Origin of the sequence: Aliikangiella marina, assembly GCF_007004765.1 — a bacterium.
Lineage (GTDB): Bacteria > Pseudomonadota > Gammaproteobacteria > Enterobacterales > Kangiellaceae > Aliikangiella > Aliikangiella marina.
In genome coordinates, this window is sequence record NZ_VIKR01000002.1 from 269,796 (window position 1) to 293,486 (window position 23,691).

Sequence of the window (23,691 nt, forward strand, 5' to 3'; positions counted from 1 at the left end):
AATATCATGACTAATTTACAACACAAGCAGCGCCAAACTATTCTATCTACTCATCAGCTAGAGCTGTTGGAGTCTTTGCTTTCACCCGCGCTGTCTTTGTTATTGATATGCTTTTTCATCAATTCCGAAAGTTCGCCAGCTTGTTTAATACAATCTCTCTTTTTCTGACCACTTAAATTATTGCATGAGGGCATTTTATCAAGTTTCTTTTGGTGTTGAACTTCGTCATAAATTGCTTCGCTCATTTTAATCATGCCAAAGAGAGTGGCTTGGTCTTGAGCGCAGCCTACTACGATTGATGAACAGCAGACAAAAATTATTAACTTTAAAAACCTCATTTTGGCGATTTTCCTAGATGCGATAAGTCATTCTAGCTGGCAGAGCAGATTCATGTTGAGCGTTTTAATAGACTTTAAAGCAAATGTTATTAAATCGACTTTAAAGGTTCAACAAAAAAAGCACTTCTTCAATTTGAGGATCTTTTTTTGTTGATATAGTTATAAACGACGATTTGCTCACAACATTCGGATTTATCCTAACTCCCTCTTTTTCATTAGCGTCACTATCATATACCCTATAGTTGGGCACCGTAAATATCCAGCCATTCGCCAGAGATTTAACCAAAGTGGGCGACCATGTTCCTCTACTTGGCTCACCAAATGTTTTTACTCTTTGGTCGGCAAGTAGGTTATGGGTTAAATACTCTGCGGCTGAAGCTGTTCGATGACTAATTAAAACCCATATCTCCTTAATATGTTGAAAGCGGTTTCGGTTTTGCGCTTCTACAACACCTAATGAAACTGGGGGGGTTACTTGTTGGCCGTAAACCATTGAGCCTGTGGTTCGTGCTATATCTTTCTTACTTGCGATAATCGCTGCCGCAATTTGATTGGCAAATTTGATTGAGCCGCCTTCGTTAAATCGTAGATCGATAATCAGTTTCTCTTGCTTTCGCGAATCTCGAGCGACTTGTCTTAAAACCGACTTTAATTCATTTTCTGAACGAGTTGAATAGTTGTCCAAAGGCGCAAAATTAATCAGTCGATTGATTTGAAAATAGTAAACGGACGAATTGATCTTCCCCGCATTGATCGCTTTATGCGCATATTCACGAATCTTTGATTTTGAATAGTTTTGGTTAATAAATTTAACTGTACCTTTTGCTGCGTCAACTAAGTCCTCGGAAGACAGTGAGTTATTATTCTGACCACTCTTATGCCACCAATTGTTAGCGATTGACGAAATAAATATATGCTGATCACTTAGTTCATCAATAAAATTAGTAAAAACCTTGAACAGTTCCTGTTCGATGGTTTCAATATTATTATTAGCGATGACGTTATTGGCCTCTGCCCGGTACTGCGCTAGTAATTTTTCTTTATCGAGCTTTCTCACTTTAAATCCAGCGTAATACTGTTCAAAGTTATAAAAGAAACCCTCTGCAATCGAGTGCCAAGATTCATCACCTTCCAACTGACAATTGCCTGGCAGTTGATTCACTCGAGTCATCTTTATCCGTTCAGGTGTAGAGAAACGTTCAATATGAATTCGATTAAAATTTCTTCGCTCGACATGAATCTTTGCGTAGGCAATTCGCTCTTGCCATATAGGGCCTACTGGGGGTAGGAGGGCACCGTTTGGTCTAAAGCATTGGTGTCCATCGATTTGATAACTCAAGTAGTAGTGCTGACGAATATCAAAAGCGATACCAACTTCTTCAGCGATCCAGAAACCTTTCCAAGGATGATTGTTTTCGCGATCTGCAGCGAAGGATGTACTGGGTAAGATATAAAAAAGAATTAAGCCTAAAAAGCTTAAGCAAATAGTGATTAACTTAATACTATTCGCTTTGTTCATCCGTTAAATTAACTTCCAAGTTATCGATGAGTCTCGGTTGGCCTAACCAAGCTGCAGCGGCGATTAAAAGATGATTGTCACTAGAACTTGCGCTTTCCAGATCACTTTGTCTTACGATTTCAAAATAGTCGACTTTAAAGCCTGCATCGCTGAGTAGCTTCACTGCGTTTTCTTTGAGCGGTTCAATCGGCGATCTTTGGTGAAGCTTTTCAGCAGTATTGAGAATTATTTTTCGTAAATAACTCGCTTCCTCAAGTTCTCGCTTTGTTAGGTAACCATTACGTGAGCTCATCGCTAAACCATTGTCTTCTCGAACGATATCGCCGCCGATGATTTCAATTGGCATCATCAGGTCATTCACCATTGTCTTAATGACTTGAAGTTGCTGGTAATCTTTCTTACCGAAGATAGCGACATTGGGTTGTACAATGTTGAACAAAATATTAACAACGGTTGTTACGCCTCGAAAGTGTCCCGGGCGACTTGCTCCGCAAAGTTTTTCTGTTAATCGATTGGCTTCTACACTGGTGTGGATGTCTTTTCCGAGTGGGTATACTTGGTCAATAGTTGGCGTAAAAACGAAGTCGGTTCCTTTTGCTTCAAGTTTACTAAGATCATCATCCATCGTTCGTGGATAATTCCCGAAATCTTCGTTAGGACCAAACTGCATTGGATTAACAAAAATACTTGCTACAACGATGTCAGCTTTGGTTTTCGCAATATCGATCAGTGATAAGTGACCTTGATGAAGGTTGCCCATGGTGGGAACAAAGCCAATAGTTTTCCCTGCTTGCTTAAGGCGAAGCATTGTTGACTGAAGCTGCTTAGGATCTTGAATAATTTCCACGGAACACCTTATTAATCAAAACAATGTTCTGCGGCAGGAAAAGATTTTTCTTTGACTGCTTTAACATATTGAATAATGGCATCTTCGACTGTTGCAGCGCTTTCATCAGCCATAAAATTTCGTACAAATTTAGGTTTAAAATTAGAATTTAGACCAAGCATATCTTGCAGTACGAGTACTTGACCGTCGGTATCTTTTCCGGCACCAATGCCGATCGTCGGAATAGTCAATGCTTCAGAAATCTCTTTTGCTAATTCCTGAGGGACACATTCCAGAACTAATAAGGTGGCACCGGCATCTTGCAATGCTATAGCGTCGCTAAGAATTTGTTTTGCAGATGCTTCATCCCGACCTTGAACTTTAAAGCCACCCAAGGAATCCACCGATTGTGGGGTTAATCCAAGATGAGCGCATACCGGAATACCTCTATCGGTAATTTTTTTGATAGTGGGTAATAACCATTCGCCACCTTCTAGCTTAACCATATTGGCGCCAGCTTGCATGAGTGCTGCAGCATTACTTAAAGCTTGCTCTTCTGTGGCATAAGCCATATAGGGCATATCAGCAATTAAAAATGCACTTTGATTACCTTTTGCGACACAGCGCATGTGATAACACATTTCCTCATTGGTAACAGGAACGGTAGAATCGTGCCCCTGGATTACCATGCCGAGTGAATCTCCCACCAAAATCACCTCCACGCCTGACTCGCTAACTAGCTTTGCGAAAGTTGCATCGTAGGCTGTTAAAACAGTAATAGGCTCTTTCTTTTCCTTTAAAGCAAACAAAGAGTGAAGGGTAAGTTTTTTCATTTCTGGTTCCGGTTATGCTTGATTAGGCGATGATAGGATTAAAATAATTGCGACCATTATTAGTTTCTTCAATGCGCTGCAAAAGCTGTTGATAATGCGCTTCATTGTTGACCAGATCAATTCCAGAAGCATTAACGATTAATAAAGGTGAAGCATCATAATAGTGGAAAAAATCAGTATAAGCATTGGTTAAATTTTGCAGGTAGTCTTCTGTAATTGAAAACTCCATATTTATCCCTCTTTTGCGAATTCGTTTTAGAAGGACATCGGTTGGTGCTTGTAAATAAATAACCAAATCTGGCTTAGGCGCGTCGATAGTTAAGTTTTGATAAACTTGCTCGTAAAGATTTAGTTCATCTTCATTCAATGTCACCCTCGCAAACAACCGATCTTTTTCCATTAAAAAATCAGCGATACGATTACTGATAAACATATCTGTTTGCACAATTTCTTTAAGTTGTTGAGTACGTTGAAATAGAAAAAACAGCTGAGCAGGAAGCGCGCCTGTCTTAGGGTCTTGATAAAACTTTTCTAGAAAGGGATTTTCTTGTGCGCCTTCCAGCAATAATTCGCCTCCCAATGATTGGGCGAGCTTCTTTGCAAGGGTTGTTTTACCGACACCAATCGGTCCTTCAATAGCAATGAAAGATTTGTTATTAGTTGAATCTGTCGATTGATTAGTCAAAGTCGTTTAATTCCTTGTTTATCAATATTGGATACTAATTGTTCAATGGAAGTTCCATCGGGAAGACTTAAGCTGTCACTAATTTCCGCGAGCGGTATAAGCACAAAGTTTCTTTCTTTGATGCCATAATGAGGGACCGTTAACCGGGGACTTTCGATAATTGTATTATTGTATAACAAAATGTCTAAATCTAGTGTTCTAGGGCCCCATCGTTCCGCTTTTCTGACCCTTCCGTGAAGATTTTCGATTTTTTGTAATTCATCGAGCAAAGCGAGCGGTTCTAGGTAAGTATCGATCGCTGCCACAGCGTTAATGTAATTATCTTGATTTTGGGGGCCCATAGGGGAGGTTTCATACAAACTTGACTGTTTGACAAGACTGGTACCAGGTATCTGTTTAATAGCGCGTAAAGCGGACTTAATCTGTTGTGCCGGGTTATTAAGGTTTGCGCCCAGGCCAATGAATGCACGCTGAATTATACCTGTAGAATTTTTGCAATTCCCTAAAGCGCTGTTAGTGCTTGTCATGGTCAACACGCGTTCTCGGTTTATTTCTTTGGCGATTCGGGCGTTTTTTGCTTCGGCCTTTTTTTCCCTGTTGGGGCGCACCAAGCTTTTTGACCATAATATTGCGTATTTCAGGTGACACTTCTTGATAATCGGTCCACCATTGCGCCAACTGTTTGAGTTCTTGATTGTCACCCGCTCTTAGGCATAAAAAGTCATACGCGGCTCTAAACCGAGGATGCTGTGAGACTCGTTCAACGGACCGTTTGCGTAGGTTAACCAGTTGAAATTGAAGTGCCCAAATCTCTTTGACGACCAACGAAAACCGCTTAGGTATCGCAATCGTTTCTCGCTGTTTCTCAATCACTTTACTGGCTGCTTTTTGACTCGCTTCGTATGGCGCCAACCCTTTGTTGGATAATTTTTTTGCGAGAACCTGTTGTGGTCGCCATAAAAACACCGCAAACAAGAATGCAGGTGTTACCGGTAATTCTTGATGAATTCTTTTGTCGGTATTGGCTAAAGCAGATTCGACGAATTGATTAAACTTACCCGACTCGTCATTTCTGAGGGACGCGCAAGTTTGCTTAAATATATGCAAAGCAACTTTGTAACCGCGCATAGCTCGCCACGTATCAAGTGCATGACCTGCAAGCAATAGTTTGTGGCTTTCATCCCATAAACGAGCCGGTGAAACATGCTCTAGCATTTCAGCCAGTTTTGGGATCGGTGCTTTGGTCGATTTTTCGATGCGTAAATCGAGTTTGCATGAGAGCCGAATGGCACGCAAGATCCTTACCGGATCTTCGCGATAACGCGCAACCGGATCGCCGATTAATCTGAGCTGTCGGGCTTCAAGATCTTTTAACCCGCCTACGTGGTCAAGCACGGTAAAATCTTTGGCCGAATAGTAAAGCGCGTTGATAGTGAAGTCGCGGCGAAATGCATCCTCTTCAAGGTTGCCGTAAACATTGTCTCTTACCAGAACGCCTTGTTCGCTCAACTTAGCATCTTGCGAACTCGAGTTTTCGTGGCTTGCTCTAAATGTTGCCACTTCAATGATCTCACGGCCAAATAAAATATGGGCCAGTCTAAAACGTCGGCCGATAAGGCGACAGTTTCTAAATTGTTTACTGACCTGTTCGGGCGTAGCGCTTGTGGCTATGTCAAAGTCTTTTGGTGATAATCCAAGAAGGATATCTCGCACTCCACCGCCAACCAGGTAAGCTTCATAGTCAGCACCGTAAAGACGATATAAAACTTTGAGCGCATTTTTGCTAATTTTTTTGCGGGATACGCTATGCTCAGCACGTTGCAAAATCTTGAGTTGGTGTTTAGGCAACTGAGGTGCAACGGTAACTTGTTCAGTTTGTTGCTCCTCAGGTTCAGCCGGAAACATTTTTTGCCAAAGTTTTTTTATCATTATTGTTTAGCAATTAATTAGAGTTGGTTTAAAAACGCTGCAACTGATCTGACACCTCTCCCAGTGGCACCGGCAGACCAAAGATTGTTTGCAGAGTCTTTATAACAAGCGGCTAAATCTAAGTGAAGCCATCCTTTTTCGGGGTTAGTCAAAAAACGCGATAGAAATCCAGCGGCGTTACTTGCACCACCGGCACCACCACCAGGGATTGGTCGGCTATTTGCAGTGTCAGCATAGGCCGACGGACAATAGTTTTGATGATCGAGTGTCAGCGGTAATCGCCAAGTTAAATCATGTTCAGATTGTGCAACACTGGCAAAATCTTCCGCAAGCTGGTCATCTAAGGAAAATAATGCGTTGTATTTGTCGCCAACAGCAACGACCGCAGCACCAGTCAAGGTGGCTGCATCAATAATGACGGGGGCATCGGTTTTCGCGGCATCGATTAAACCGTCAGCGAGGACTAAACGGCCTTCGGCGTCAGTATTGACGACCTCAACACTGACACCATTACGATACTCTAAGATGTCTGCAAGCTTATAGGCTTGACCGCTGACTAAGTTTTCAGCACAACACAAAAACAATTTGACTCGCTTATTAAGACCATTCGCAATGGCCAAGCCGAGTGCGCCCGCAACAGTCGCTGCGCCGCCCATATCGGATTTCATGTGCAACATGCCTAAGGTTGATTTCATGCTATAGCCGCCACTATCAAAGGTAATCCCCTTTCCAACAAGCGCGGCAGCCGGCGCTTGGTCTTGCCAACCATCTGGACAATAATCGAGAGTCAATAATACGGGCGGTCGCGTACTACCACGACCGACGCCGTGAATACCAACATATTCTTTTTCAACTAATTCTTGGTCGGCGATAAGCTGGTAACTGATTGATTCTGGCGCGAGTTCGCTTAAAAATTCGGCGGCTTGCGTCGCTAGATTGATTGGCGATAGGTCTTCCGGCGTCTGGTTGATGATCGAACGAACCCATGATAAGACCTTGATTCTGTTATCAAGAATTTGTTTTTCCGATTCACCTAGCTCAGCAAAAGTAATAGCGGGCAGCTTTTTGGGACTGAAAGCGCCTTGCCAGAAGTGCCACTGCGCTTCCAGTGACCAATGACCAACCAAGACAAAACTTGGAATTTTCATGCTCGCTAATTGACGACCCGCCTTTTGAACCATTTCCAGGTTACTTAAAACATCCTCTAGAGAAGGCAAATGTATGGTTGCGCCTTCCGTTGTAAATGAGAGATTATTTTTGTCGCCCCATTGTGATTCGATTCGATCGTCAGATAGTGCAATTTGAAAAGTTTGCTGCATCAAATTTTCCTGTTAATTGGTCAAAAGGCTAGAAGACTTATCGTTTTTATTCTGATATTTGTCTGGCAAAAGCCGCCGTTGTTTTTGTTATTGTGGTTGCCGAACATATTACTAATCAAGAAAGTGACCGAGTTTACCATGTTTAGTCGACAGGTAGCTTTCATTATGTGGGTTACGTCCATACTTCATCGGCACTCGCTCAACCACATCAATGTTTTCGGCTTTCAACGCGGCAACTTTGCGTGGGTTATTGGTCATTAACTTGATTGAGGATATGTTTAATGAGTCGAGTATTTCACCAGCGACTTCAAAAGTTCGTTGGTCGGCTTCAAAGCCGAGATTAAGATTGGCCTCAACGGTATCCATGCCTTCATCCTGCAGTGCATAGGCTTTGATTTTGTTAATCAACCCAATCCCTCGACCTTCCTGGCGCAAGTAAATTATCATTCCGCGCCCAAGTTCAGCGATTTTTTGCATCGCTGCTTCAAGTTGCGGACCACAATCACAGCGCAAGCTCGAAAAAGCATCGCCAGTAAGACATTCAGAGTGCACCCTGACAAGCATTGGCTCTCTGGAGTCCAAGTCACCCATTACCAGGGCGACATGTTCCTTACCATCAGAAGCTTTTTCGAGGGCGTATATTGTAAAGTCACCCCATTTGGTTGGCAGTTTTGCGGCGACTGTGGTTGGTTTACTCATTGGGATTGTATAAATCTTAACCTAAATCAAGGTGTTAGTTTTGCATTAAGGTCCATTTTAGCTTAACTTTCAATGGATTAATACGTCCTCATTAGCCCTTTATGGCCTGAGATTCGTTAAATAGTAGAAAGATATACGTATATACGCATGACAAGATCGCAACGACTACTGACTTCTTTGTTGATCCTGCTAACCATGGCAGGCTGTGCTTCATTGGCGCCTCAACAAGAGGAAACGATCCAAATTACAGGAAGCCGGGCGGTGCCGGAAGCGCTCGCGACCACTCAGATTAGCCCTGAATTGTTAAAGGCGGATTTAGCCATCTTTCGAGAGCGGTTAACGGCTATTCACCCGGACCCTTTTGCTCGCTTTCCCGCAACTGATTTTGAAGCTGCCTATGCACAACTCAGAGAGACGCTTAATTACCCACTTTCGCGGTCAGAGTTTTTTCTCCAATTAGCGCCTTTGGTGGCCCAGTTAAGGGATGTCCATAGCTTCATCGATTTACCGACTGACCAAAATGGCGAGTTGGCCAATCGAGACGAAACAATGTTTCCCTTAGCAGTGATAGTTCACGAGGGCAAACTCTGGGTAGCTGCAGATTTATCCGCAGAAAATAAAGTGCCTACTGGTGCCCAGATTACGGAAATCAATAATGCTCCGGTGGAGTTTTTGTTACGAAAAATGAGAAGCCTAACGGCCATGGAAACCGATACGGGCCAGAATCGAAAAATTCAATTAGATTTCTCTCGGCTTTTAGCGGCGATGGGCTATGCGGCGATGAATTACCAAGTAGCGTTCCAGTGGCAAAATGAAACCTTAGCGGTCGACCTACCTGGGTTGGTCATTAGAAAATCTAGTAATGAGCCGAAAAAGGCATCTTTTTATGGCTATTCACGCCTATCCCCGACAACGTCACTCATTTGGCTCAACGACTTTAATGAAACGCCCGAGAAGTTTAGTGAGTTTTTAGCCGAGAAATTCACTCAAATGTCTGAATATCGAGTACAAAATCTCATCATTGATGTTCGATACAACCAGGGGGGATTATCTGAAAACCTCAAGAACTTGATTGCATTTATCGCGAGTAAACCGGTTTATTGGGCCAATCAAGGTACCATTAAAGTTAGTGAGAATTTAAAGCAAAATCATGTTGAGAGAACCAAGCAGCGTCGCGAGAATAAATATAGTTGGGGGCTACAATGGTTACCCCTGGAGTGGACCGACAGTTTACAACACTCAATTTGGTGGGCTGATTTGGGCGAAACCATTACTTTGCAGCTAGACTCGGTCCAACCACAGCAAAATTACAAACCCAATAAGGTTTGGGTGTTGACCAATGGATTCTGTTATTCCGCGTGCAGCCTTTTTGTTGCCAGCGTGAATCATTATGGCTTAGCGAAAACAATGGGAGAAAAGGTCGGTTCGCTGGCAGACAGTCAATTTGTTTATCCGGTTTCCATAAAATTGCCGCATTCTGGATTGATATTGAGCCTACCAACGATGCGCCTGGAGTTTGACGCCGCGAGTGAACAACCGTTAATTGAGCCACAAGAAACGGTCAAACGCAGCATTGAAGATATTAAAAATCGCAATGACCCGGTGTTAAACAAAGCGCTGAGAGAAGCTGAAGAGAGCGTTTTCTATAAATTGGGCAAAAAACCGTAACTCGGGCTAAACTTATAGCGTGACTAGCCGAAAAGGTTTATATGGTCGATAAACACTGTTTGGTGCCATTATTCTATTTTGGTATAAAAAACTTCTTTATAGTTTAATCGAATTTTCAAAGTTTTAGTGAGGCGAGACTGATGGCAAAATGGGTAACTGAGAAATTGGAAGAGCTACTCCACCAAATCAATGAAGTCCCATTTACCGATGATCGCGACAAAAAACAGCTGTCGATCTTGATGAACGGTTTTATGCAACTCAATAATCAAGCGATGGATAATGCTGCAGTGAAAACAAAATCCCAACTCCGCAATTGGGACTTGGCTTCCAGTATCAAAGCTAAGCAGGAAGAAAAAGCGGTTAAAGAAGACAAAGCGGATGAAGAATTAACCCGATTACGACCCATTAAATAAGTTAGATTCCCCCCGAAAAGCATTTCCAATATCTGGTGTTTACCTTTTGACCAGTGGTATAATCCGCGCCCTTTATTTTCCTTTTGAGACCCAAGTGAGCAAATATCTTTGCCTCTGACGGGCTCATAGTTAGTAATTACTTTATTAAATTGTAGATTATGACCAAGAAGCTGTTTATCAAGACCTGGGGTTGCCAGATGAACGAATACGATTCATCAAGAATGGCGGACCTTTTGAATAAAACTCATGAGTTGGAAATGACCGATGTCGCCGAAGAGGCTGATGTGTTGGTACTTAACACTTGTTCGATTCGCGAAAAAGCGCAAGAGAAAGTTTTTTCTCAGCTAGGTCAGTGGAAGAATTTTAAACAGGATAAGCCTGATCTGCTCATCGCAGTAGGTGGCTGTGTCGCAAGCCAAGAAGGTGAGCTTATCCGTAAACGTGCCCCTTTTGTCGACATGGTTTTTGGTCCCCAAACTTTGCATCGCCTACCGAATATGATCAACGAAGTGCGGTCGGATAAATCACCGGTGGTTGATGTGACCTTTCCTGAAATCGAAAAGTTTGACGTGTTACCAGAGCAGTCCGTCGAAGGGGTGACCGCATTTGTTTCGATTATGGAAGGCTGTAGTAAATATTGTACATTCTGTGTTGTTCCCTATACCCGCGGCGAAGAGGTCAGTCGTCCCTTCGACGACGTGATTGCTGAAGTAGTCTCTTTAGCCGAAAAGGGAGTCCGTGAAGTCAATTTATTGGGCCAAAACGTTAATGCCTACCGCGGTAAAACCCATGATGGAGGCGAGGCTGACTTGGCTGATTTAATTGAGTTGATTGCCGCAATTGAGGGGATCGACAGAATCCGTTTTACGACTTCTCATCCTGTTGAGTTTTCACAGCGGTTAATCGATGTTTATGCAAAAGTACCTGAGTTAGTCAGCCATTTACATTTGCCGGTTCAGTCTGGCTCTGATCGCATTTTAAATATGATGAAGCGCGGCCACACTGTATTGGAATACAAGTCGAAAATTCGCAAGTTACGCAAGATTCGTCCTAATTTAAGTATGTCTTCAGATTTTATTATTGGTTTCCCTGGAGAGACTGATAAAGACTTCGAAGATACGATGGATTTAATTGCTGATATTGATTATGACTTGAGTTTCAGCTTTATCTACAGTGCAAGGCCCGGTACACCAGCATCAGATTTGGTTGATGATACTGATTTGCCGGTGAAAAAGGAGCGACTGGCACTGCTGCAACAACGATTAAACCAGCAAGCCCAAGGGCACGCTCGACGAATGTTGAATACCACACAGCGTATCTTAGTAGAGGGCCCTTCCAAGAAAGACCCAATGAAATTAAGTGGCCGAACTGAAAATAACCGGATAGTTAACTTTGACGGTCAGCCGGCGATGATCGGTCAGTTTGTTGACGTTGTGATTACCGAAGTCTTACCCAATTCGTTGCGCGGCGAACTGGTTAACTAAATACAAATATCGCCGCGAGGAATCGACGTATTATGGCAACACTGGAATTTGTCCTCGACCCTTATGAAAATGAGCATTTAGCGATGCTAGGGGGACATTTGGATGAAAACTACCGGTTACTTGAAAAACGATTTGGTGTCGAGATTAATAATCGCGCTAATGTTTTTAAAATCATTGGTGAAGATAGCCATATCCAGTCGGTTGTGGATGTGCTCGAGGCGCTATACCAAGAAATTGAGTCGAATGGACAGCTGACCGCGGAAAAACTCCACGTGATCGTCCAAGCGGGCTGCCAAGAACTCTCAGATTCGAGTGCTGACAAAAATAGCAACATTGTTATCAATACCAAGCGTGGGCAAATTAGACCGAGAGGCAAGAACCAGCAAGTATATGTTGAAAATATGCTGGCAAATGATGTTACCTTTGGTATCGGGCCCGCCGGAACCGGTAAAACTTATTTAGCCGTTGCAGCTGCTGTTGATGCGCTTGAAAGGCAAGAAGTGAGACGGATTTTATTAACTCGTCCGGCAGTAGAGGCGGGCGAAAAACTGGGTTTTTTACCGGGTGACCTGAATCAAAAAGTTGATCCCTATTTAAGGCCTCTCTATGACGCGTTGTACGAAATGCTGGGATTTGAAAGAGTCGCTAAATTAATCGAAAGAAATGTTATCGAAATCGCGCCACTCGCCTATATGCGTGGACGAACCTTGAATGAAGCCTTCATTATTATGGATGAGAGCCAAAACACGACGATCGAACAGATGAAAATGTTTTTAACCCGGATCGGATTTAATTCTCGGGCAGTCATTACTGGTGACATTACTCAGGTGGATTTACCGAGAGGCAAAACATCTGGCCTGAGACAAGCGATTGATATATTGAATGACGTGAAAGGGGTTGCGTTTTCGTTTTTTCAGGCGGGTGACGTTGTGCGCCATCCAGTGGTGCAGCGAATCGTAATGGCTTACGAAAATGCTGACAATAACAATCCTCGGCGCGATCGACAGTCACCGGCGGAAGAGGTCTGAAGAGCGAGTGACGCATGCATTTAGTGGTTGATATTCAAAACATCATTGAAGACGAAAACGTCCCCAAAACCGCCGATGTAGAGGGTTGGGTTGCCGAAGCGCTTGCACAGGGTGGCTACACGCAAGAGTCTGGAGAACTTACCATTCGAGTCGTTGGTCTTGAGGAAAGTCAGCAGCTTAACGACACATATCGCGGTAAAAACAAACCGACCAATGTACTGTCTTTTCCATTTGAAGCACCGCCAGGAATTCCGTGCGACCTGCTAGGCGATCTTGTCATCTGCCATGCAATTGTGGAAGCCGAAGCGAAAGCCCAGTCTAAAAACACCATCGCTCATTGGGCGCACATGGTGATTCATGGCACTCTCCATCTGTTGGGTTATGATCATCTCGAACCGGCTGAAGCAGAAAAAATGGAGTCTATTGAAGTGAATATCTTAGCGAAGTTTAAAATCGCCAATCCCTACGAACTCCCATAACCTCAGTGTTTGCCCCCTGCAACCCATTAATCTCTTACAGAGATTAATGCTTGATGCTGCTGTGCAGCAATAAATATTTTCTCATATTTTCGACGATTGATACTCCCAACGGCCCTACAAGCTCCTATTTAGCGCTTTGTTACCAGTTATCGCCCATCAGTATTTACATTTTATAGGTATCTGTTTTATAAGGGAGTAGCTAAAGGAATCTGAGCGGTATCCTAGCTGAATAATAAAGAAATTAATTTCTCTAAAAAGGAATAAAGTATGGCTAACAACTTCAGAAAAAGAAGCTTGGTTCTTGCTATGGGAGTAGCGTTGAGCGTACCAAGTGTTTATGCAGCAGAGGACTCGGCCGAAACCGCCGATGACGAAGCGCAAAGAATGGTCATCGTTGGTTCTCGTGCCGCACCCCGCTCTGTGGGTGATTCACCAGTTCCGGTCGATGTTATTACAGCCGATGAAATGATGAAAAATGGGGCAACCGACATGACATCATTGCTGGCAGCTGTTTCACCGTCATTTAACGTTAATGAACAACCGATTTCAGATGCGGCTACCTTAGTTCGACCAGCTAACTTACGGGGCCTTCCACCTGATTCAACGCTAATCTTGGTCAACAACAAGCGTCGTCATCGCGCATCAGTTATTTCCTTTCTTGGTGGCGGTATTTCTGATGGTTCTCAAGGCCCAGATATCTCGGTAATTCCTGCAATTGCACTCAAGCAAGTTGAGGTACTGCGTGATGGTGCTTCAGCGCAATACGGTTCTGATGCAATTGCTGGGGTCATTAACTTCGTATTGAAAGACAACTCTTCAGGCGGCAGTGCAGAGGTTCGCTGGGGTGAGTATGCAGAAGGCGATGGGGATACCCTGGTTTATGCGGTTAATGTGGGTACTGAGTTAAGTGAGCGTGGATTTGCTAACTTCAGTTTCGAAATGAAAAATGCGGACCCGACTAGCCGTTCTATTCAGCGGGCTGATGCCGCTGCATTGATTGCTGGTGGAAATACCGATGTTGCAAATCCTGCACAAATTTGGGGTTCACCAGAAATTTCTGACGACATGAAATTCTTCGTCAATATGGGCCTTGATTTAGGTGATAATGCCGAAGCTTATCTTTTTGGTAACCTCGCACAACGTGACGTTGATGGTGGATTCTTCTTCCGTAACCCTCACACACGGGGTGGCATTTATTCTGCTGATGGTGGCGCTACGCTACTCATCGGTGACCTCGATCCCAATGATGGTATTGACTGTTCTTCTTTTGTTGTACCGATTCCCGCTGACGGTTCCAATGTCCGCGATTCAGCGGCTTATCAAGCGGTGCCTTTCGCGACCTATGGGGATCCGAGTAGCGGCGCTTGTTGGGCATTCAACGAATTGTTCCCAGGTGGTTTTACGCCGACTTTTGGTGGCCAGGTTGTTGACTCGTCAATTACCATGGGAACAAAAGGTGAGTTTGATAGCGGAATGCGTTACGACGCGAGCATCAGCTTAGGCCGCAACGCGGTAGACTTTAGAATTGTTAACACGGTTAACGGTTCGTTAGGACCTGCTTCGCCGACTGAGTTTGAGCCTGGTTCTTATATTCAGTTAGAAAAAGCAGCAAACTTCGATATCTCTAAAGACTTCGAGCCGGAAGGTTTATACGGTATGACCTTGTCTGCTGGTATCGAGCGTCGCTGGGAATCATTTGAAGTGAAAGCCGGCGATCCCGCCTCTTTCGAAGTTGGTCCACTTGGTTTTGATCCGGCAACTGGAACGTCGCAAGGATTTGGTATTGGCTCGAATGGTTTCCCTGGATTCCAACCGCGTGCACAGGGTGTATTTGATCGCCAATCAACCGGTCTCTACTTAGACTTGGAAACCTATTTCTCTGAAAACTTCATGATGGATTTTGCGATTCGCTATGAAGACTTCAGTGATTTTGGAGATACCACAGATTGGAAATTATCAGGTCTCTACAATGTAACTGATGAGTTCGCGCTTCGTGGTTCGATTAGTACAGGTTTCCGAGCACCGACTACCGGTCAATCAAATGTTGTTAATGTTACGACTGCATTCGGTGCTAATGGTCTTGAAGATCAGGCAACTTTACCACCAACCAATCCAATTTCTGTTCAGTTAGGTGCAACTCCGTTGAAACCAGAAGAGTCAGAAAGTTGGACTTTTGGTGGGGTATATGAAGATGGTGACTGGTTCGTTACTTTCGATTTCTACAACATCGAAGTTACCGATCGTATCGCGCAAAACTCGCCGCAAGCTTTATCTCAAGCAGATATTGATGCGCTTGTTGCACAAGGTATTACCGATGCATCGAGTTTCTCAAGCGTAATTTGGTTTACTAATGACTTTGATACCACAACTGAAGGTTTCGATTTAGTTGTTAGTTATAGCGCTGATATGTGGGGCGGAGAGTCTGACTTCAACTTCGCATATAACCATACTGAAACAACCGTCGATAGTTTTAACGCGGCGATTATTAGTGAAACACGAATTCGTCAGTTAGAGGAAAACCTACCTCAAGACCGATTTACATTCACCATGAATCATACGCAAGAAAACTGGAACTTGTTGACTCGAATTAACTACTTCGGTGATTACTTCGAGGCTCATCTAGATGTTGGTTCATTACCAATCGACGCGAGTGCTGAGTACACAGTTGATGCTGAATTTGGTTACGACATTGCAGAGTCGTTCCGTTTAGCGGTTGGTGCGAAAAACTTGTTTGATGAGTACCCTGATGAGAATCCATGGGCGACTATCGTTGGTGCGCAATATCCTGTGACATCACCGATGGGCTTTAATGGACGCTTTATGTACTTGAGAGGTATTTATACCTTCGATTAAGTCTCAAGGTGATCGAACTGAAAACCGGCGTATTTACGCCGGTTTTTTTATCTCAAATTATCATGAAATGTTAATAATCTGGGTGGATAATAGTTGCTAAACCAGCAGTCTTTGTTAGACTAATCCAGTTAACAGCTAAGAGAGCCTATATTTGAATGAGCGACGATAAACCTCCCTCGCGAAATTGGTTTGAAAAAATTACCCACATTTTTCAAGATACCCCTCAAGACAGAGACGAACTCGTTGAAGTCCTGAAAAGTGCCGAAGAAAACACCCTTATAAACCCAGAGCTTTTATCGATGATGGTTGGCGTCATGCATATTTCTGAAATGCAGGTACGCGACATTATGATTCCACGACCGGAAATGGTTGTCATTGATGAAGAGATGGACTTTTCTCAAATGTTGCACACCGCTATTGATTCGGGGCATTCTCGATTTCCCGTCACTGGCGACAATCGTGATGATATTGAAGGGATCATACTTGCCAAAGACTTGTTGCAATTCATTGCCCAACGAGACGAGAATCCAGAAAGTAAGTTTACTTTAAAAGACTATTTGCGGCCGGCAGCGATTATTCCCGAGAGCAAGCGTTTAGATGTGCTGTTAAAAGAGTTTCGTGCGAACCGAAATCATATGGCTTTGGTTGTGGATGAATACGGCGGTGTTGCCGGGTTAGTGACTATCGAAGATGTGCTCGAGCAAATTGTTGGTGACATCGAAGATGAATTTGATATCGACGATGAAGACGATAATATTCACCGAATTTCGTCACTAACTTTTAACGTTAAAGCACGGACTGAGATAGACGAGTTTAATGAGTATTTTAAGACTGACATCAGCGACGAAGAGTACGACACGATTGGCGGTATTTTAATGCAAGCCTTCGGTCATATGCCGGCTCGTGGCGAGACGATTTTGCTCGAAGAGTTAAGATTTGAAATCGTCGCTGCTGATACTCGGCGAATTAAGCTCGTTAGGGTGACAAAGCAAAACTGATACTGGCAGCGGCCTGCATTGATCAACAACTGATCTTAAACGCGTCTCACTAAAACAAAAAAAAGCAGCAGATATTTATGACTCAAGCGGATGTGGCTGAAAGTGGATTGCAAAAACTAATCGCCAACCTATTGCTCAGCAAATGGCAATTACGGTTGACCATGTTGTTAGCTGGCGCGATTTACCCACTTGCCTTCGCACCGTTTGGTTTTTGGCCTATTGCCTTTTTTTCATTTCTACCACTTCTGTATGTGACAGTCACTCCGGCTGTTTTGTCGCCATTTAAGTGCGGCTTTTATTGGGGAGTTGGCGCTTTTGGTATTGGCGCGAGTTGGGTCTATGTGAGCATTCACGAATTCGGCTTTGTGCCGGTTTTTGGTGCAGCTTTAATGACACTCGCTTTCGTTTTATACCTTGCTTTGTTTAAAGGGGCATTTGCCTATTTCGTGAACTTGATTTGGCGAAAAGCTAACCATCAATTGTTGTTGTTAAGCGCACCGTTTTGCTGGGTTATTAGTGAGTATATGCAGTCGGTGGTATTCGGCGGCTTTCCGTGGTTATTAGCTGGTTACTCGCAAATTGATTCGCCGTTGGCTGCTCTCGCGACATGGTTGGGCGTTTATGGCGTTAGCTGGATGGTGATTGCCTTAAGTGCCGGGATAAGCCTGCTGCTCAGTGAACGAAGTCATGCTGCCAAGTTAGCCCTATCGGTGTTTGCCGGCGTGATACTTGTCGCCAACGTGAGTTTAAAAGAGCCCACAAATGCGACTGAGCCAAAATCTTTAAAAGTTGCTTTGATTCAGCCAAATACGCCGCAAGCGCAAAAATGGGATCGAAAGTATTTTGGCGACATCGTTGATAGCTTGTTTACCACGTCAGCTGATGTCTGGGGTGCAGATTTTGTGATCTGGCCGGAAGGGGCTATCCCTGCCTATGAACATCAGGTGCGTGATATTCTCGCCGATTTAACTCTTATTAATCAGCGCTATCAAAGTAATTTGATATTGGGAATTCCTGAATATCAGCGAGACACCGAAAAAAGTTATGTAGCGTTAATGGCTATTGGAGAGGAGCCACAGAATTATCGCAAACAAGTATTGGTTCCGTTTGGCGAATATGTTCCTTTGCAAGACTTGTTGAGAGGACTAATTAAGTTTCTTGATCTGCCCATGTCCGGGTTTACCCAAGGCGATGCAGGGCAACCACCAATGGTGTTTGAAAAGGTCACCATGATACCGGCGATTTGCTATGAAATTGTCTACCCAGAAATTATTCATCGGTTAGCGAGCAACGGGCCCGACGGTCGTCAGCAACTGATTGTCACTGTGAGTAACGATGCTTGGTTTGGTGATTCGTTTGGTCCATACCAGCATATGGAAATGGCCAGAATGCGAGCCTTAGAGTTGGGCGTACCATTAATTCGCTCGACCAATGACGGGATAACGGGGTTTGTTGACTTGAATGGGGAAATAATCTCAAGTCTTCCACGCTATCAACGAGCGCATTTAGTTGATGAAGTATCATTAGAAAATCGAGATACAATTTATCGACAAATCGGATTTTGGGGGATTGTGAGTATGCTGTTGCTTTCTCTATTTTTTATTCTGTGGTCTATTCGCTCGAAACATGATACAAAGTAAATAATGACAGGGCGGTAAATTTGTCTGACGATAATATATATAACAAATAAAATTTCTCACGCCCTTTATTTCGCTCCAGAGATCAATAATTAGCGGTTCTTTATGAACTAAGCTATAAAGAAAGAAGCGGCAAAATGCTTGAAAAATCAATATCTTTTGATGGAAATTTAAGCAGTATCGATTAATTCATCTAGCATGTTGATGATTCTTGACCGAAGTCATAGCGCTGACTTGAAATTTTGCTGAAAGTCTTTTAAAAAAGATTGAGCAACTTAAGAGGTCTGGGAAGAGTTATGCTTGAAAACTATCTACCAATTTTAGTCTTCGTGGCAATAGGCTTAGGATTTGGAGTCTTCCTAGAATTAGTGGGTTTTTTTGCTGCACCGCGAAAAGACGTTGAAGATAAACTACTTCCATTCGAATGCGGATTTGATGCATTTGATGATGCCCGCCATAAATTCGACGTTCGTTTTTATTTAGTTGCAATCCTATTTATCATCTTCGATTTAGAAGTCGCTTTTCTTTTTCCGTGGGCCGTCGTTTTTCAGGAGCTGAGCTGGTTTGCTATTGGCGCGATGGGTGTTTTCCTCGGGTTACTTGTTGTCGGTTTTATTTATGAATGGAAAAAAGGAGCGTTGGAATGGGAGTAGAAGTTACCCCACCCGCCGCGCCAGGTGATGAAATTTCCGGCGTTGAAGTAAAGCAGTCCGGCAAAGGCTATCTGGTCACTGGGGTTGATACTTTAGTTAATTGGGCTAGAACCGGCTCGATGTGGCCGATGACATTTGGACTTGCCTGTTGTGCTGTAGAAATGATGCAAGCGGGTGCGTCTCGTTATGATTTTGACCGCTTTGGAATTGTATTTCGACCTTCACCTCGTCAATCCGATGTGATGATTGTTGCCGGAACCTTGACGAACAAAATGGCCCCTGCACTGAGGAGAGTTTACGATCAAATGCCGGAACCCAAGTGGGTTATATCGATGGGCTCATGTGCCAATGGCGGCGGATATTATCACTACTCTTATTCAGTGGTTCGAGGTTGCGATCGAATCGTTCCAGTAGATATCTATGTGCCCGGATGTCCGCCTACGGCAGAAGCGCTAATGTATGGCGTGATTCAGTTACAGAAGAAAATTAAACGCACCAATACGATTGCTCGTGAAGTGTGAGGAACTGAGATGTCGGAAATGCTCATAAAGTCACTCGAAGGCCACTTTAAGGATCAGATTAAATCGTTAAAGTTTTATTGCGGTGAAGTAACGATTGAAATTTCGCCTGCAGATGTCATCGAAGTATTTAAAGCGTTGCGTGATAAAGACGAGTTTCAGTTTGAGCAGCTGATTGACCTTTGCGGAATCGACTATCTTAAGTATGGCGAGGACGAGTGGGAAACCGAAGAGGCCACTGGTTCTGGTTTTGCCCGCGGTAGAGAGGTTGAAGAAAAAGCGCGTGAACTCAACAGTCCACGTTTTGCCGTGGTTTATCACTTACTCTCTGTCACTCTCAATCAACGTTTAAGGGTCAGAGTCTTTGTTAACCAAGAAGACATGCAAATTCCGAGCGTTATCGATATCTGGAATGGTGCAGATTGGTTTGAAAGAGAGGCGTTTGATTTGTTCGGGATTTTATTTGAAGGTCACCCCGATTTGCGCAGAATACTAACCGATTATGGCTTCATTGGTCACCCGTTCAGGAAAGATTTTCCAGTAATTGGAGAACTCGAAATGCGTTTTGATGAAGAAAAACAGCAATGCGTTTATGAGCCTGTTTCGATTGAAGAAAGGATCTTAGTTCCAAGAGTTATTCGTCGCGATGTAGAGGGACCGAAGTCTTAAGTAAAGTTAATTTATAAATTAAAAAGTATCACGAAGCTATGGCAGAAATCGAACATTACACGCTTAATTTTGGACCGCAACACCCTGCGGCGCATGGTGTACTGCGAATGATTTTGGAGATGGATGGAGAAACCATCGAGAGAGCTGATCCGCATATCGGTTTATTACACCGGGCGACTGAAAAACTGGCGGAAATAAAACCATACAATCAAAGTATCGGTTACATGGATCGATTGGATTATGTGTCCATGATGTGTAATGAGCATGCCTATGTTTTAGCGATTGAAAAATTACTCGGTATAAAACCGCCAAAGCGTGCCCAGTATATTCGAGTTATGTTTGCTGAAGTTACGCGAATTTTAAATCATTTAATGTGGTTAGGCGCACATGGATTAGACGTCGGTGCGATGACAATGTTTCTTTACTGTTTCAGAGATCGTGAGCCGTTGATGGATGCCTATGAAGCGGTATCTGGCGCGCGAATGCATGCAACTTATTTTCGCCCGGGTGGTGTTTATCGAGACCTCCCAGACACCATGCCGCAATACGAAAAATCACCATGGCGAAATGAGAAGAAACTCAAAGAGCTCAATGCCAACCGCCAAGGTTCGTTACTTGATTTTTTAGAAGACTATTGTGAACAGTTTGAGTCGAGTATTGACGAATACGAGGCACTATTAACTGAAAACAGAATTTGGAAACAGCGCTTGGTCGGAATTGGCGTTGTTTCACCAGAGCGAGCATTTCAACTGGGATTAACTGGTCCAATGCTACGTGGTTCCGGAGTGGCTTGGGATCTCAGAAAAATGCAACCTTACGACATTTACGCTGAGGTTGATTTTGATGTGCCCGTTGGAAGAAATGGTGACTGTTATGATCGCTATTTAGTTCGTGTCGAAGAGCTTCGTCAATCAACTAAAATTATTCGACAATGTATCCACTGGTTACGAAAAAATGAAGGGCCAGTCATTATTGACGATCACAAAATTACTCCGCCCAAACGAGCAGACGTAAAAAATGACATGGAATCACTGATTCATCATTTCAAACACTTTACTGAAGGGTACTGCGTACCAGAGGGCGAAGCCTATGCGTCAGTCGAGCACCCCAAAGGAGAATTTGGAATCTATTTGGTTTCCGATGGCGCTAACAAACCTTACCGTCTAAAAATACGAGCGCCCGGATTTGCTCATCTATCTGCGATGGATGAAATGAGTAAAGGTCATATGTTGGCGGATGTCGTGGCAATTATTGGTACGATGGATATTGTTTTTGGAGAAATTGATCGCTAATGACTGATTTTAATTACGACCAAACACTTCATCTCAAACAATTGTTGCCGAAAGACGCCATCGATGAAATCGATCACTGGATGACCAAATATCCACCGGAGCGTCACCGCCCACCAATCATCGCCGCACTCAAAGTTGTTCAGGAACATCATAAAAATTATTTAACCGAGGAACTCATGCAAGCGGTTGCTGAGTATTTAGATGTGCCTCATGTGGCGGTATATGAAGTTGCGACTTTTTACACCATGTTTCACTTAAACCCGGTGGGTAAATATGTGATTTCGGTTTGCAATAATATTTCTTGCTCGTTACGCGGCGCTAATCAGGTTATCGAGCACTTACAAAGTCGTCTCAATATTAAACTCGGTGAAACCACCGATGATGGTTTATACACGATCAAAACTGTTGAGTGTATGGCTGCCTGTGGAGGGGCGCCGATGCTTGAAGTGAACAAGCAATATCATGAAAATTTAACAGAAGAAAAAATCGATCAGATTCTCTCCGACATTGCTGCGATGGAGTTGAGTAATACCCATTCTGAAACTGAGGTGGAGGAATAGTTCATGGCTAATGAAGTCTGCTTTAGGACACTGCATCTTGATACACCATGGTCTTTAGAGGCCTACGAAAGTGTCGGCGGTTATAGCACTTTAAAAAGGATTGCAGCGGGAGAGTTGGATCACAATAAGATTATTGATGAGTTAAAACTGTCGGCATTGCGGGGAAGAGGAGGGGCAGGGTTCCCGACTGGATTGAAATGGAGTTTTATGCCGCGCAACATGCCGGGACAAAAGTATGTTGTTTGTAACTCCGATGAAGGCGAGCCGGGAACTTTCAAAGATCGCGATATCATTCGTTACAATCCTCATCAATTGATCGAAGGAATGGTCATTGCGGGTTACGTGATGAACTCAACTGTTGGTTACAACTATATGCGGGGAGAGTTTTATGAACCTTTCGCGCGAATCGAAGCGGCTATTGAAGAAGCCAAGCAAAAGAATTATTTAGGTAAAAATATTCTTGGAGCAGGTTTTGATTTTGAGCTTTATAACCACATGGGAGCTGGGGCTTATATTTGCGGTGAAGAGACGGCATTAATTGAGTCGCTTGAGGGCAAGAAAGGACAGCCAAGGTTTAAACCGCCTTTTCCTGCTAACTACGGAGTTTTCGGTCGACCAACCAATGTTAACAATACCGAAAGCTACGCTTCGGTGCCGGTGATACTCGAAAACAGTGGACAGTGGTTTTTAGATTTGGGAATTCCCAATAATGGCGGTACAAAAATATTCTCTGTCTCAGGTCATGTGAATAATCCTGGAAATTTTGAAATTAACCTCGGTACACCGTTTAAAGATCTTTTAGAAATGGCAGGAGGAGTGCTCGCTGGAAAAGCGCTCAAAGCGGTCATTCCCGGTGGTTCATCGTCTCCGGTGTTACCTGCTGAGACAATGATGGAAATTACCATGGATTATGATGCGATCGGTAAAGCTGGATCGATGTTGGGATCCGGTGCAGTCATGGTGCTTGATGAGACAACCTGTATTGTCGAAGTCGCTGCGATTACTGCGCATTTTTATTATGAAGAATCGTGCGGTCAATGTACGCCTTGTCGAGAAGGGACCGGTTGGATGTCTCGGGTGATTCATCGAATTTTGAAAGGCGATGGTCGGATGGAAGATTTAGATAATTTAGAGCGAGTGGCTAGCAATATCATGGGAAGAACAATTTGTGCATTGGGCGACGCTGCTGCAATGCCAGTAAAAGGATTTTTAAAACACTACCGTCATGAGTTTGAATACATGATCGAGCATAAAAGAAGCCTAGCGAAAGGAAAGGCCTAACAGGATAAAA

The 23,691-nt window shown here is 43.6% G+C and carries 23 protein-coding genes; 14 read left to right on the forward strand and 9 right to left on the reverse strand.

Annotated elements, in window-relative coordinates:
* Nucleotides 1-53 precede the first annotated feature (53 nt).
* The 9 genes from FLL45_RS07495 to ribA all read right to left on the reverse strand — a co-directional run bounded on the left by FLL45_RS07495 (nucleotide 54) and on the right by ribA (nucleotide 8,148).
* Nucleotides 54-245 carry a hypothetical protein gene (locus FLL45_RS07495; RefSeq protein ID WP_142941416.1) on the reverse strand — a complete coding sequence of 64 codons (192 nt, stop codon included), beginning with the start codon at nucleotides 243-245 and terminating at the stop codon, nucleotides 54-56.
* Nucleotides 246-438: 193 nt separating this feature from the next.
* A complete protein-coding gene (locus tag FLL45_RS07500; protein ID WP_142941417.1) occupies nucleotides 439-1,857 on the reverse strand; it encodes a S41 family peptidase in 1,419 nt (472 codons plus the stop codon).
* Nucleotides 1,841-2,704, reverse strand: a complete 864-nt coding sequence (gene panC, locus FLL45_RS07505; RefSeq protein WP_142941418.1) for a pantoate--beta-alanine ligase — start codon at nucleotides 2,702-2,704, stop codon at nucleotides 1,841-1,843. Before panC ends, FLL45_RS07500 begins: the two co-directional genes overlap by 17 nt.
* A gap of 11 nt (nucleotides 2,705-2,715) precedes the next feature.
* A complete protein-coding gene (gene panB / locus FLL45_RS07510) occupies nucleotides 2,716-3,516 on the reverse strand; it encodes a 3-methyl-2-oxobutanoate hydroxymethyltransferase (RefSeq protein WP_142941419.1) in 801 nt (266 codons plus the stop codon).
* Between the two features lie 22 nt (nucleotides 3,517-3,538).
* A complete protein-coding gene (locus FLL45_RS07515; protein ID WP_142941420.1) occupies nucleotides 3,539-4,201 on the reverse strand; it encodes a deoxynucleoside kinase in 663 nt (220 codons plus the stop codon).
* Complete coding sequence (gene folK / locus FLL45_RS07520) at nucleotides 4,198-4,728, reverse strand: 2-amino-4-hydroxy-6-hydroxymethyldihydropteridine diphosphokinase (RefSeq protein WP_210247139.1); 531 nt, start codon at nucleotides 4,726-4,728, stop codon at nucleotides 4,198-4,200. Before folK ends, FLL45_RS07515 begins: the two co-directional genes overlap by 4 nt.
* The gene (gene pcnB / locus FLL45_RS07525) at nucleotides 4,715-6,130 is read right to left on the reverse strand and encodes a polynucleotide adenylyltransferase PcnB (RefSeq protein ID WP_246075800.1); all 1,416 of its coding nucleotides are present in this window, start codon (nucleotides 6,128-6,130) and stop codon (nucleotides 4,715-4,717) included. Before pcnB ends, folK begins: the two co-directional genes overlap by 14 nt.
* A gap of 17 nt (nucleotides 6,131-6,147) precedes the next feature.
* Entirely contained in the window at nucleotides 6,148-7,449 is a 1,302-nt protein-coding gene (pepB, locus tag FLL45_RS07530) for an aminopeptidase PepB (protein WP_142941421.1), read from the reverse strand.
* A 111-nt stretch (nucleotides 7,450-7,560) separates the two neighbouring features.
* On the reverse strand, nucleotides 7,561-8,148 hold the full coding sequence (gene ribA / locus FLL45_RS07535; protein WP_142941422.1) for a GTP cyclohydrolase II: 588 nt from the start codon (nucleotides 8,146-8,148) through the stop codon (nucleotides 7,561-7,563).
* Between the two features lie 147 nt (nucleotides 8,149-8,295).
* Here ribA and FLL45_RS07540 point away from each other — a divergent pair, with 147 nt between their 5' ends.
* The 14 genes from FLL45_RS07540 (at nucleotide 8,296) to nuoF (ending at nucleotide 23,681) form a co-directional block, all read left to right on the forward strand.
* Nucleotides 8,296-9,816: a S41 family peptidase gene (locus FLL45_RS07540; RefSeq protein WP_142941423.1), complete on the forward strand. Its 1,521-nt coding sequence runs from the start codon at nucleotides 8,296-8,298 to the stop codon at nucleotides 9,814-9,816.
* A 140-nt stretch (nucleotides 9,817-9,956) separates the two neighbouring features.
* On the forward strand, nucleotides 9,957-10,229 hold the full coding sequence (locus tag FLL45_RS07545) for a hypothetical protein (RefSeq protein ID WP_142941424.1): 273 nt from the start codon (nucleotides 9,957-9,959) through the stop codon (nucleotides 10,227-10,229).
* A 158-nt stretch (nucleotides 10,230-10,387) separates the two neighbouring features.
* A complete protein-coding gene (miaB, locus tag FLL45_RS07550) occupies nucleotides 10,388-11,713 on the forward strand; it encodes a tRNA (N6-isopentenyl adenosine(37)-C2)-methylthiotransferase MiaB (protein ID WP_142941425.1) in 1,326 nt (441 codons plus the stop codon).
* A gap of 32 nt (nucleotides 11,714-11,745) precedes the next feature.
* Entirely contained in the window at nucleotides 11,746-12,741 is a 996-nt protein-coding gene (locus FLL45_RS07555; RefSeq protein WP_142941426.1) for a PhoH family protein, read from the forward strand.
* A 14-nt stretch (nucleotides 12,742-12,755) separates the two neighbouring features.
* On the forward strand, nucleotides 12,756-13,220 hold the full coding sequence (ybeY, locus tag FLL45_RS07560) for an rRNA maturation RNase YbeY (protein WP_142941427.1): 465 nt from the start codon (nucleotides 12,756-12,758) through the stop codon (nucleotides 13,218-13,220).
* A gap of 267 nt (nucleotides 13,221-13,487) precedes the next feature.
* The gene (locus FLL45_RS07565) at nucleotides 13,488-16,073 is read left to right on the forward strand and encodes a TonB-dependent receptor plug domain-containing protein (RefSeq protein WP_142941428.1); all 2,586 of its coding nucleotides are present in this window, start codon (nucleotides 13,488-13,490) and stop codon (nucleotides 16,071-16,073) included.
* A 155-nt stretch (nucleotides 16,074-16,228) separates the two neighbouring features.
* A complete protein-coding gene (locus tag FLL45_RS07570) occupies nucleotides 16,229-17,071 on the forward strand; it encodes a CorC family transporter (protein WP_142941429.1) in 843 nt (280 codons plus the stop codon).
* A 77-nt stretch (nucleotides 17,072-17,148) separates the two neighbouring features.
* A complete protein-coding gene (gene lnt, locus FLL45_RS07575) occupies nucleotides 17,149-18,711 on the forward strand; it encodes an apolipoprotein N-acyltransferase (RefSeq protein WP_142941430.1) in 1,563 nt (520 codons plus the stop codon).
* 293 nt (nucleotides 18,712-19,004) lie between these two features.
* Entirely contained in the window at nucleotides 19,005-19,361 is a 357-nt protein-coding gene (ndhC, locus tag FLL45_RS07580) for an NADH-quinone oxidoreductase subunit A (RefSeq protein WP_142941431.1), read from the forward strand.
* Nucleotides 19,352-19,882: a NuoB/complex I 20 kDa subunit family protein gene (locus FLL45_RS07585; protein ID WP_142941432.1), complete on the forward strand. Its 531-nt coding sequence runs from the start codon at nucleotides 19,352-19,354 to the stop codon at nucleotides 19,880-19,882. Before ndhC ends, FLL45_RS07585 begins: the two co-directional genes overlap by 10 nt.
* A 9-nt stretch (nucleotides 19,883-19,891) precedes the next feature.
* Entirely contained in the window at nucleotides 19,892-20,548 is a 657-nt protein-coding gene (locus FLL45_RS07590; protein WP_142941433.1) for an NADH-quinone oxidoreductase subunit C, read from the forward strand.
* A gap of 38 nt (nucleotides 20,549-20,586) precedes the next feature.
* Nucleotides 20,587-21,840, forward strand: a complete 1,254-nt coding sequence (locus tag FLL45_RS07595; RefSeq protein ID WP_142941434.1) for an NADH-quinone oxidoreductase subunit D — start codon at nucleotides 20,587-20,589, stop codon at nucleotides 21,838-21,840.
* The gene (gene nuoE, locus FLL45_RS07600; RefSeq protein WP_142941435.1) at nucleotides 21,840-22,400 is read left to right on the forward strand and encodes an NADH-quinone oxidoreductase subunit NuoE; all 561 of its coding nucleotides are present in this window, start codon (nucleotides 21,840-21,842) and stop codon (nucleotides 22,398-22,400) included. The genes FLL45_RS07595 and nuoE overlap by 1 nt, the downstream gene beginning before the upstream one ends.
* Before the next feature lie 3 nt (nucleotides 22,401-22,403).
* Nucleotides 22,404-23,681, forward strand: a complete 1,278-nt coding sequence (gene nuoF / locus FLL45_RS07605) for an NADH-quinone oxidoreductase subunit NuoF (RefSeq protein WP_142941436.1) — start codon at nucleotides 22,404-22,406, stop codon at nucleotides 23,679-23,681.
* The last annotated feature ends 10 nt before the right edge of the window (nucleotides 23,682-23,691 follow it).

What these genes read in the sequence shown, in the direction of transcription:
- FLL45_RS07570 (WP_142941429.1), top strand. Translation starts at nt 16,229, where the DNA reads ATGAGCGACGATAAACCTCCCTCGCGAAATTGGTTTGAAAAAATTACC.
- FLL45_RS07495 (WP_142941416.1), bottom strand. Translation starts at nt 245, where the DNA reads ATGAGCGAAGCAATTTATGACGAAGTTCAACACCAAAAGAAACTTGAT.
- FLL45_RS07585 (WP_142941432.1), top strand. Translation starts at nt 19,352, where the DNA reads ATGGGAGTAGAAGTTACCCCACCCGCCGCGCCAGGTGATGAAATTTCC.
- folK (WP_210247139.1), bottom strand. Translation starts at nt 4,728, where the DNA reads ATGACAAGCACTAACAGCGCTTTAGGGAATTGCAAAAATTCTACAGGT.
- nuoE (WP_142941435.1), top strand. Translation starts at nt 21,840, where the DNA reads ATGACTGATTTTAATTACGACCAAACACTTCATCTCAAACAATTGTTG.
- ribA (WP_142941422.1), bottom strand. Translation starts at nt 8,148, where the DNA reads ATGAGTAAACCAACCACAGTCGCCGCAAAACTGCCAACCAAATGGGGT.
- lnt (WP_142941430.1), top strand. Translation starts at nt 17,149, where the DNA reads ATGACTCAAGCGGATGTGGCTGAAAGTGGATTGCAAAAACTAATCGCC.
- FLL45_RS07565 (WP_142941428.1), top strand. Translation starts at nt 13,488, where the DNA reads ATGGCTAACAACTTCAGAAAAAGAAGCTTGGTTCTTGCTATGGGAGTA.
- FLL45_RS07590 (WP_142941433.1), top strand. Translation starts at nt 19,892, where the DNA reads ATGTCGGAAATGCTCATAAAGTCACTCGAAGGCCACTTTAAGGATCAG.
- FLL45_RS07500 (WP_142941417.1), bottom strand. Translation starts at nt 1,857, where the DNA reads ATGAACAAAGCGAATAGTATTAAGTTAATCACTATTTGCTTAAGCTTT.
- nuoF (WP_142941436.1), top strand. Translation starts at nt 22,404, where the DNA reads ATGGCTAATGAAGTCTGCTTTAGGACACTGCATCTTGATACACCATGG.
- ybeY (WP_142941427.1), top strand. Translation starts at nt 12,756, where the DNA reads ATGCATTTAGTGGTTGATATTCAAAACATCATTGAAGACGAAAACGTC.
- FLL45_RS07595 (WP_142941434.1), top strand. Translation starts at nt 20,587, where the DNA reads ATGGCAGAAATCGAACATTACACGCTTAATTTTGGACCGCAACACCCT.
- pepB (WP_142941421.1), bottom strand. Translation starts at nt 7,449, where the DNA reads ATGCAGCAAACTTTTCAAATTGCACTATCTGACGATCGAATCGAATCA.
- ndhC (WP_142941431.1), top strand. Translation starts at nt 19,005, where the DNA reads ATGCTTGAAAACTATCTACCAATTTTAGTCTTCGTGGCAATAGGCTTA.
- FLL45_RS07555 (WP_142941426.1), top strand. Translation starts at nt 11,746, where the DNA reads ATGGCAACACTGGAATTTGTCCTCGACCCTTATGAAAATGAGCATTTA.
- FLL45_RS07540 (WP_142941423.1), top strand. Translation starts at nt 8,296, where the DNA reads ATGACAAGATCGCAACGACTACTGACTTCTTTGTTGATCCTGCTAACC.
- FLL45_RS07545 (WP_142941424.1), top strand. Translation starts at nt 9,957, where the DNA reads ATGGCAAAATGGGTAACTGAGAAATTGGAAGAGCTACTCCACCAAATC.
- pcnB (WP_246075800.1), bottom strand. Translation starts at nt 6,130, where the DNA reads ATGATAAAAAAACTTTGGCAAAAAATGTTTCCGGCTGAACCTGAGGAG.
- panB (WP_142941419.1), bottom strand. Translation starts at nt 3,516, where the DNA reads ATGAAAAAACTTACCCTTCACTCTTTGTTTGCTTTAAAGGAAAAGAAA.
- miaB (WP_142941425.1), top strand. Translation starts at nt 10,388, where the DNA reads ATGACCAAGAAGCTGTTTATCAAGACCTGGGGTTGCCAGATGAACGAA.